Origin of the sequence: Polyangium fumosum, from assembly GCF_005144585.1 — a bacterium.
GTDB classification, from domain to species: Bacteria; Myxococcota_A; Polyangia; order Polyangiales; family Polyangiaceae; genus Polyangium; species Polyangium fumosum.
The window spans coordinates 1-9,275 of the sequence record NZ_SSMQ01000153.1 but is presented as its reverse complement, the minus strand read 5'-3'; the positions used below and the strand labels follow the sequence as shown (position 1 = coordinate 9,275).

Here is a 9,275-nt window from a genome sequence, read left to right as displayed (position 1 = left end):
AGCCCCCGTCCTACGCGCGGTTTGTCGTCGTGACGAACTTCTCGCCCCAGGGCTCGACACGCGCCGTGACGCCCACCAGGCCGAACTCGTGGTCACGTTTTCCGCGGATTTGGGTGAGCGTCTACAGAGGGCGAGCGAATGATGTTCATCTACGGCGAGAACGATCCGTACACCGCCGCCGCCTTCGATCTCGGGGGCGCGCAGGACTCGTACCGCTTCTTCGAGCCGGCGGGGAACCACAGCGCGTCCATCGGCGGGCTGCCGCAGGCCGACCTGGAGGCGGCGCTCGCCGCGCTGCAAGCCTGGACGGGCGTCACCCCGGTCCAGAAGGCGCACGCGCTGGCGGCATACCCGTCGACGCCCCGCTGGATGCTGTCCCAAAGCCGGCGCCGGATGCCCTGATCCCGCGCTTGCCCGCTCGTTCTGAAGGTTGCCGCTCCCGCTTGCCGCCCCCGCTTCCGCTCCCGCTTCCGAGCCCGCTTGACACCTCGGGATCTCGCGGCCGCCGACAAGTTCTATTCCGTGAACTCCTGTAGAGGGCGGAGGAACAGGGGGGCGTTCAGGCGCTCCGGTTCACCCGTTCCTCGAGGATCTCCCACACCCCAGCCAGGCCGGAGTCGTACCACTCGAAGCGGTTCGACTCGCGGCCCGTGTGACGGTGCGCGGCGTCCTCCTCCAACACCTCCACGCGCAGCCGAGTCAGCGCGTCGCGCAGCTCCCGATCGGTCCAGAACGAGGCATGCGCGCGGAGCGCCTCGGCCGCCGCGAATCGCTCCCACCGCTCGTAGCGGACGAGGCCCAGCGCGAGCTCGGCCAGCTCGCCCACCGACATCCGCCGCTGCGCCTCGATCTCGCGCTCCGCGGCGCGACGTGCGCGCTGGGGAGCGGTCCAGCCCCAGGCGACGACCGACGTCACGATCATCGCCAGCACGACCCAAAGGCTCATCGCTCCACTCTACACAATCTCCAGCGGCTACGCGAGTGAAGCCGCCGGTAGAGTTTCTGGCTCGCCTTTCGATCCTCGTAGCTCCGCGGTACCTTCCGCTGGTGCGTTCCCATGGCGCCTTCGCGGCGCGCTCCGCATGGCGGGCGCTGGTGACGCGGAAGCCTCCCGACGGCGTGGCGCGGCGCAAGCAGAAGCCGAAGGGGTGCAGCGGTACACAATCAGATCCCGGTTGCCGCTCCCGCTCCCGCTCCCGCTCCCGCTCCCGCTTCCGCTCCCGCTTCCGCTTCCGCTTCCGCTTCCGCTTCCGCTTCCGCCCCGGCTCCCGCTCCCGCTACTGAATGCGCCAAAGCCTTTGTACATTACCGCCCCTTCCGCCGATAAATCCAGATGACCGGCGTCCCATGCAGCCCCGCCACATGCGCCGGCTGCACCGTCCCATAGGCCACCCACGCCTGGTACTCCTGCCCCAGCATGTGCGGTTCGTGGTGGTAGAGCGCAAAATCCGCCTCGTGCACCGCGCCGACCCCGCGGATGTCCTTCCGCAGCCGGCCGTCTTTTTGCAACATCTCCCACGAGGGCCAGGCCGTATCGTGCACGTAGACGGTCCCGCCCTTCGGCACCTCGTGGTTGAGGTACTCCACCACCGCGCCCGTCGTATACCCCCAGAACGTTCGATTGAGCCCGAGCGTCGCCGCGCCCTTCGCCCCGCCCACGAGCGGCGTGTAGTTCGAGAGCCCCCACGGATGCGACCCCGCCGTCTCCGCGATCGGCGCCGCGAGCAACACCACAAACAGCGCCATCGCCGCCGCAGGGCCACGCGCGAAACGCCGGAGGTTCGCACCTTTCAGCCGCCTGAGCTCTCCCCGGAGCACGGAGACGAGCCAGGACACCCCTGCCCCGGCGAAGAGCGCGAGGAACGGATACGCCTGCATCCAGTGCTTCGTGCCGCCGAAGATGGGCGTCTTCGGCAGGACCCACGCGCCGTAAGAAATGCCGATCGCCATGAGCCAGAGCAGATCCGTCTCGCCGCCCTCGCGCCGCGCGATCTTGCCGGCCCGCGCGCGGAGGAGCGCCTGGATCCGCGCCCGCGCCCGCACCCCGAGCCCGAGGGCGAAGAGCGCGAGCGTCACCGCCGGCACCGTCGCCGCCGTCATCACCGGCGCATACAGGCGCGGCATGGGCGGCGTCCAGTAGGTCCGCCCGAGGAACTCCATGTTGTAATACTCGTGATTCAGATGGAACGACGCATACGCGCCGAGCCGCGCGAACGTGTCCCGCCAGATCCACGGCCACAGCGCATACATCACGAGCGGGCCGAGCACGGCCATCGCGCCGAGCGTAGCGAGCGCCCGGCGCGCCGTTTCCTTCACGTCCCCGCCCGTCAGCCGGTCGCGCACGAGGCAAAGCGCGACGAACGTGACGGCGAGGATCGGCAAGAACCACGCATTGTGCTTCGTGTCGAGCGCGAGGCCGAACGCGAGCCCCGCCGCGATCGGCCAGCGGGATCCGCCCTCCCGCATCGCCTTCCAGAAGCAATACGTGGCGAGCAGGAACATGGTCACGACGGGCACGTCGAAACAAGCGAGGTGCGCGTGGTAGAAGAAACGCGGCATGCAAAAGAGCGCGATCGCCGCGAAGAGCCCCGCGATCCGCCCGCGCGCCTCCGCGCCCCATCGATAGACGAGACCAACGCCCGCGCCCGCGAGGAAGATCCCCGGGAATCGATAACTCGTCCCCTCCATCGCGAAGAGGTGGAGCTTCTTCTGCAGGAAGAGGTTCGAGAGCGCGAACAGCGATTTGATGAGGCCCGGGTGCTCGCTGTTCACCCGCCACGCGTTGTCGATCGCCTTCGGCTCGAACGCGGCCCGCGGGTTCGCGAAGAGGAGCTCGAACCAGCGGCGGTAGCTGTCGGCCGCGTGAAAGTAAAACCCCTCGTCCCGCGCATACCCGAGGTCACCCACGGTCGCGACGAGCACGGCCATCACGACGCCCGCGAGCAGCGCGGCGACCAAGTCGTCCTTCCAGGTGAGCTTGACCCCGCTCATCGCGTGTCCGCCTCAAAGCAAAAGTGCCGGTGCGCGTGGTTCTTGCTCGACACGAAAAACTCCACCGTCGCGCTCGTCTTGCCCGCGTGGGCGCCGAGCGGCATCTCGAACGCCGCCCATCCATCACCGTCCCGGTGCTCCCAGCGGCCGATCTCCTCGCCGTCGACGCGCACGGCGAGCGCGACGGGCGCCCCCTTCCGCTCGCGCTCGAGGATCCAGTACATCCCGCCGTGCCCGCGAATCACAGTCCCGAGCGGGACGCCCGCGAAGCGCGTGACGACCTCCCCCCGCGCGGGCGGGTGCGAGAAGAGGCAGCGGCGCGGGCGGAAATCCTGGTCCGCGATGACGGTCGGGCCGACGCTGAAGAACGGGCCGCCCGGGCATTCGAAGCGCGCCGCGGGGAACGTGGGGTGGCCGCCGAGGCCACCGGCGAGGACACGCGCGTTCGGGTTCCACAGGCACGCGGCCTCGGGGCTCGTCACGCGGACGTCCGCCTGCGTGGGGCCGAGGCCGTCGACGAAATCGAAGACCACCACGGCAGGGCTCGGGTTTTCGAGGCGCCGGATCACGAAAGGCCCGACCTCACGCCGGCCGGTTTCACGAAAGCCCGAAAGCTCGGATGCGCGCTCCCCGAGGGCCGAGACCTCCAGCGCCGCGCGAACCCGCGACACATCGGGCCGCGCGACGTCGCGGAGCGGAAAGACCTCGTCGCCGAGCGCCTGCCGCGCGAGCGGCTCGGCCCAGGACGGCGCGACGACCACGAGCTCACCTTGTTTTCGCTCCTCGGCCATGGGCCCCACGAGGGCCGCCCAGTCCGCGAAATCGGGCTTTCGCCGCGAGGTGACGAAAAACCCGACAAGCTCGGCGATCCCGAGGGCCACGAAGGCCCCGAGCAGGGGTTTGGGGCGTAGGGCGCCGGAGGCGACCCGGAGCCCCAGGCGTAGACCACGCGGCCACTTCATCCTTGCACCTTCCCCTCGTCCTCGCGTTTCTCGGCGCGCACCATCGCCATGGCGCCGGCGAGCGCCACGAGCCCGACGAAACACCCCAGGAGGAATCCCGGCGGCCGATACGCCAAGGAGAGCGTCGTCACGCCCTGGGGCAAGCGCACGGCCACGCGGTTGTCCACGTTCTCCACCTTGCCCGCCGACGCCCGCCAGCCCTCGTCGTAGTTCATGTTGTACACGACGAGGGATCCCGCCTCCGCGCCCGCAAGCTCGATCGTCGCGCCGTTCGGGCTCCAATCGGCGAGCTTCGCCGCGCCCGGCCCCTCCGCGACGAACACCTCGCCCCGGTGGCGCGGATCGTCCGAGGCGAGCGCGCCTTTCCGCTCGAAGGGCGGCGCGCCGTAACAATCGAGCACGCCCGTGTTGCCCAGCATCGCGAGGTACATCGGCCCCGCCCAGTCGCGCTGCTTGTACTGGAAGGGCGGGTTTTTCTCGAAATGGAAGGGCCTGTCCGCAGGGATGTGATCCGGCGGGACCATCCACATCGACTGCGCCATCGGCTTCTGCGCCCCGCGCGCCACGTCGATCCCGATCAAGAACACGAGCGCCGCGAGCGCCGCGTCGAGCCAAGGCCGCCGCCGGCCCGCCCGCTCCACGAGCCGACCGATCCCGCTCGCCGCCACGATCGCGAGCACGAGCACGGCCGGATACAAGAACCGCGACGGCACGTGTTGCGATCGGAAGACCGGCACGTGCTCGTGCAAGAGCGTCCACGGCGCGTTCGGGTGGAACGCCCCGAGCCCGAGCAGGCCAAAGAGCGCGCCGACCACCTTGAGCGCCGCCTCTCGCTTGCCCTGCACGAGCAACAATGCGAGCGCGAGGACGAGCACGCCGGGCAGCCCGATGTACATGCCCCACTCGTGCCAGCCGTACGCCGGCACGCGCACGGGCCGCGACCCAAACCCCTGGTCGGGCGCCGTCAGCATCGTGAAGAGCGCGCCCATGTCGATCGCCTCGGTCGAGGGCACGAGCCGCGGCGCCTTGCCGAAGACGTCGAGCATCGGGAAGAGCTTTGGCGCTGCGAGCGAGACGCCGAGCAGGCCCGAAGCCCCGAGCACCACGAGCGGCCGCGCGCTCTTCTCCAGCGCGCCGACGACGATCGCGTAGATCCCCAGCGCGAGCACCGTGTGCGGGAGCGGATAGATGCCGCCCGCGTAGACGAGAGCCGCGAACGTGGCGCCGAGCAAGACGACGTCGAGGGCGCGGTTCGGCTTTTGACGCGCGCGCTCGAAGAAAAAGAGCGCCCAAGGCAGGAACGCGTAGGCGAGGTGCCAGGTGTGGCCCGAGGCCGTTTGCAACGCCCAGCGGCCGTTCACCGCCCAGAGCGCCGCCACGAGCGCCCGCGCGCCGTGGCTCTTCGTGAACCGCGATCCAGCCGCATACGCCCCCGCCGCGCCGAGGAGCGCCATGCCCACGACCTCGACGCGGATCGCGAGGTTCATCGGCAAGGCCAGGTACGCGAGGAGCCACGGCGAGACGAGGATCGTGTCTGCCTCGACGTAACCCCAGGCCGGAAATCCTCCACATGCGTACGGATTCCAGAAGGGCATCTCGTGGTGATCGAGCAGGCTCGTCTTGACCAGGTAGCGGTGCGAGGTCTGCACGTCCCAGTCGTGGAAGCCAAACGTGTGCGTCTTGGCGAGCCACGGCAGCACGACCACCCCGACGGCCACGAGCATCGAGAGGCCCGCGAGGAGCGCAGCGGCGGCGCGGGGCGGATCACGCCGCGCAGCGGCGAGGAGGCGGCGCGGGAGGGAAAGAGCGGGCTTGTCCACGGGCGGCGCGGACGTTAGCACGTTGCCCCGCCGGCCTGCCTCGGCTAAGCCGCCGTCCGTGCTGGGGATCCAGAAGGCCCTCTTCGCGCTGCACCGGCGCGCCGTGACGCTCCCGCGGGCCGAGCGCATCACGGACGCGCTCGCCGCGCTCGCAGGCCCCGCGCAGTCGCTGCTCGACGTGGGCGCCGGCGACGGGGCGATCGCCGCCGCCATCGGCGAACGCGTGGGCGCGAACCGCGTCGCAGGCGTGGACGTGCTGGTTCGTCCCCGCACGGTGATCGAGGTCGTCCCCTACGACGGGCGGCGCCTGCCGTTCCCGGACGGCGCGTTCGAGATCGTGACGATCTCCGACGTGCTGCACCATTGCGAGGCGCCGGCCGAGGTGCTCGCCGAGTGCCTGCGCGTCGCCGCGCGCGCCGTGATCGTAAAGGATCATTTCCGCTTTGGCCCCGTGTCGCAGGCCCTGCTCTTGGCCATGGACGTCGTGGGCAACGCGGAGGCGGGCGTGCTCGTGCGAGGGACCTATTTCTCGCCGGCCGCGTGGATCGACATGGTGCAGGCGGCGCGCGGGCGCATCACCGAGCTCCGCTGGCCGCTGCGGATCCACGACGCGCCGATGCGCTTCGTCACACGGGACGAGCTTCAGTTCGCGGCACGGATCGAGCACGTCGTCGGGATGGGAGGCGGGGCGGAGCTCGGCTCGTCCGAGCGGAGCCCCGAGGGTCGAGTGGAGAACACATGAAGACGCTCGTCGTCGGCGGCGCCGGGTTCATCGGCAGTCACCTCGTGGATCGGCTCGCCACACGGGGGCCCGTGACCGTGTACGACAATCTCTCCGTCGGGAAACGCGCGTTCCTCCAGGAACACCTCGTCGAGGGGCGCGTGACGCTCGTCGAGGCAGACGCGCTCGACCTCGAACGGCTCACGGCGGCCGCCGCAGGCCACGACGTCGTCTTCCACTTGTCGGCGAACCCCGAGGCGCGCTGGGGCCTCGAGCGGACGCGGCTCGACCTGGAGCAAGGGACGATCGTGACGTACAACGTGCTCGAAGCGATGCGGCGCGCGCGCGTGGGGCGGCTCGTCTTCTCGTCGTCGGGCACGGTCTACGGCGACACGCCGGAGACGTGCAAAGAAGGCCACATCGGCCACCTGCCGATCTCGCTCTACGGAGCGAGCAAGCTCGCGGGCGAGGCGCTGATCAGCGCGTTCGTCGAGTGCTTCGGCCTGCACGCGACGATCTTCCGCTTCGGCAACGTCGTCGGCCCCCGCGGGACGCACGGCGCCGCGCTCGATTTCCTGAAGAAACTACGCGATCGGAAGACCGAGCTCGAAGTGCTCGGGGACGGGCGGCAATCGAAGCCTTATCTCCACGTCTCGGACTGCGCAGACGGCCTGCTCTTCGGGCTCGATCACGGGAAGGAGCAGCTCGGCCTCTACAACCTCGCCCCGCCCGACCAGACCTCCGTCGCCCGCATCGCCGAGCTCTGCGTGAAGGCCTCCCCCTACCCCGACGCGACGATCCGCTTCACCGGCGGCGATCGCGGCTGGCCCGGCGACGTGCCACGCTCGTCGATGAGCCCGGACAAGCTCGCCGCCCTCGGCTTCCGGGTGCGTCATTCGAGTGACGATGCCGTCCGCATGGCCGTCGAGGCGCTTTCGCGCGAGGTCTTCGGCTAGGACATCGAGGTTCCCTCACCCCGCGCGAAAAAAGGGGGGCGTCCCCATCGGAGGACGCGGCTTTCGACGCGAGATCCGGCGCGCGGGGACGCCCCCTCGGGCGCGGGTCCGGAGGACCTTGTGCTCAGCTTGCCGTCAATGCACACGCGATGCCGCCCGCCCCATGTGCACCGAGCAACCGAGCGACGCTGCGAGCGGCGCACGCTCGTCCGCGATCCGTCACGCGCGTCGAACGCCCCGCCCGAGGCGCGGCGGACAGCCGAAAAAGCCCAAGCGTTTGCATGATTTCTGGTAGGGTCGCATGCGTCCAGAGGAGCAGCCAGACCATGGGGCAGACGAACGATACGATCGAGTCCTTGCGCGCCGAGCTTGCGGCAGCCGAGGAGCGGGCGCGGCTCGCCGAGGAGCGCGCCGCGGTGCTCGAGGACCTCATCGCGCTCGTGCCCGGGATCGTGCTGGAGTTCGAACAAGGGCCCTCCGGCGCGTTTCGACCCACGTTCATCGGCGGGATCGGGCTGCAAACCTTGCTCGGGTATTCGGTCGAGGAATGCATGAGCGTGCCCGACTTCTTCACATCGATCATCCACCCGGACGATCGAGCCCAGGCGAACGCAGAGGCAATGCGGTTTCTCGAGGACGGAGAGTCACACCTCGCGCCCCATCGAATGGTGTGCAAGGGCGGCGGTCATATCTGGGTCGATACGCACTTCCTGTACGAGCCAGCCGAGGAGGGGCGTCCGGCCAAGCTCCACAGCGTGGTGTTCGACGTGAACCGGCGCGCCCACGCCGAGCAAAACGCGCAAGAAGCCCTGCTCAAGGAGCGCGCACTCCACCAGCGGCTCGACGGGTTCGTCGCGAACGTGCCCGGCGTCGTGTGGGAGAGTTATTTCGTCGACGATCCCGGCCGGCACCGGATGAACTACGTGAGCGACGCAGTCCTGCCGATCACGGGATACACCGCCGAGGACTGGAGAAACCCGAATTTCTGGCGCGATCTCGTTCACCCCGAAGATCAGGAGATGGCCAAAGGCGACGCCGAGCGCACCGCGGTGGAAGGGAGCGGTTCATCGGCCTATCGTTGGATCACCAAGGATGGCCGGACGCTCTGGGTGAACTGTCGGATGACGGCGATCTGGGACGAGTCGGGCGCGCCGATCGGCCTGCGCGGCGTGACGATGGACATCACAGACCTGAAGCGCGCCGAGATGGATCGCGCCGAAGCCGAGCTCCGAGAGCGGCTGCTCAAAGCGCAAGAGGACAGCCTGCTCGCGCTCTCGACGCCCCTCGTGCCGATCGACGACGACGTGCTCGCAATGACGCTCGTAGGCGGGCTCGACGAGCGGCGCGCCGATCGAGTGCTCACGACGCTGCTCGAAGGCGTGACGCAAACCGGGGCGCGCGTGGTGATCCTCGACGTGACAGGCGTACCAGAGGTCGAAGCGCAGACCGCCGATCTCCTCGTGAAGGCCGCCAAAGCCGTAGGCCTGCTCGGCGCAGAAGTCGTACTGACGGGAATCCGGCCAGAGGTGGCACGAACCCTGGTCGAACTCGGCGCCGAGCTCGGATCGATCGTGACCAAAGGGACGCTGAAAGCCGGAATCGCGCACGCGATGCGTTCCCGCAATGGTGCGTTGGGGAAAACGAAGGTTCGCTGAAGGCGTAGCGCTGGGGCTTTGCCCCAGGCCCCAGCAGGGGCTATCCGCCCCTGCACCCGGACCAGCCAGGGGCCTGAGCATTGGTCTTATCTCGGGGCCGCCTCGCTGGGGCGTTGCCCCAGGCCCCACCCGGGGCTATCCGCCCCGGGACCCGGACCAGCGCCAGCGCT

The 9,275-nt window shown here is 69.5% G+C and carries 8 protein-coding genes; 4 read left to right on the top strand and 4 right to left on the bottom strand.

Going from position 1 to position 9,275, the window contains the following annotated elements:
• Positions 1-138: 138 nt before the first annotated feature.
• Positions 139-402, top strand: a complete 264-nt coding sequence (locus E8A74_RS51125; protein WP_232380116.1) for a hypothetical protein — start codon at positions 139-141, stop codon at positions 400-402.
• Positions 403-559: 157 nt separating this feature from the next.
• Here the strand turns inward: E8A74_RS51125 and E8A74_RS51120 are convergent, their stop codons facing one another.
• The 4 genes from E8A74_RS51120 to E8A74_RS51100 form a co-directional block, all read right to left on the bottom strand.
• Positions 560-946 (bottom strand): hypothetical protein, encoded by a 387-nt coding sequence (locus E8A74_RS51120; protein ID WP_136936496.1) that lies wholly within the window; start codon positions 944-946, stop codon positions 560-562.
• A gap of 359 nt (positions 947-1,305) precedes the next feature.
• The gene (locus tag E8A74_RS51110; RefSeq protein WP_136936494.1) at positions 1,306-2,991 is read right to left on the bottom strand and encodes an ArnT family glycosyltransferase; all 1,686 of its coding nucleotides are present in this window, start codon (positions 2,989-2,991) and stop codon (positions 1,306-1,308) included.
• Positions 2,988-3,953 carry a hypothetical protein gene (locus tag E8A74_RS51105; protein ID WP_136936493.1) on the bottom strand — a complete coding sequence of 322 codons (966 nt, stop codon included), beginning with the start codon at positions 3,951-3,953 and terminating at the stop codon, positions 2,988-2,990. Before E8A74_RS51105 ends, E8A74_RS51110 begins: the two co-directional genes overlap by 4 nt.
• A complete protein-coding gene (locus tag E8A74_RS51100) occupies positions 3,950-5,773 on the bottom strand; it encodes a YfhO family protein (RefSeq protein ID WP_136936492.1) in 1,824 nt (607 codons plus the stop codon). The genes E8A74_RS51105 and E8A74_RS51100 overlap by 4 nt, the downstream gene beginning before the upstream one ends.
• A 58-nt stretch (positions 5,774-5,831) precedes the next feature.
• Here E8A74_RS51100 and E8A74_RS51095 point away from each other — a divergent pair, with 58 nt between their 5' ends.
• The 3 genes from E8A74_RS51095 to E8A74_RS51085 all read left to right on the top strand — a co-directional run bounded on the left by E8A74_RS51095 (position 5,832) and on the right by E8A74_RS51085 (position 9,105).
• The gene (locus tag E8A74_RS51095; RefSeq protein ID WP_136936491.1) at positions 5,832-6,515 is read left to right on the top strand and encodes a methyltransferase domain-containing protein; all 684 of its coding nucleotides are present in this window, start codon (positions 5,832-5,834) and stop codon (positions 6,513-6,515) included.
• Entirely contained in the window at positions 6,512-7,450 is a 939-nt protein-coding gene (locus E8A74_RS51090) for an NAD-dependent epimerase/dehydratase family protein (RefSeq protein WP_136936490.1), read from the top strand. The genes E8A74_RS51095 and E8A74_RS51090 overlap by 4 nt, the downstream gene beginning before the upstream one ends.
• 326 nt (positions 7,451-7,776) lie before the next feature.
• On the top strand, positions 7,777-9,105 hold the full coding sequence (locus E8A74_RS51085) for a PAS domain-containing protein (RefSeq protein WP_170230020.1): 1,329 nt from the start codon (positions 7,777-7,779) through the stop codon (positions 9,103-9,105).
• Positions 9,106-9,275: the final 170 nt, after the last annotated feature.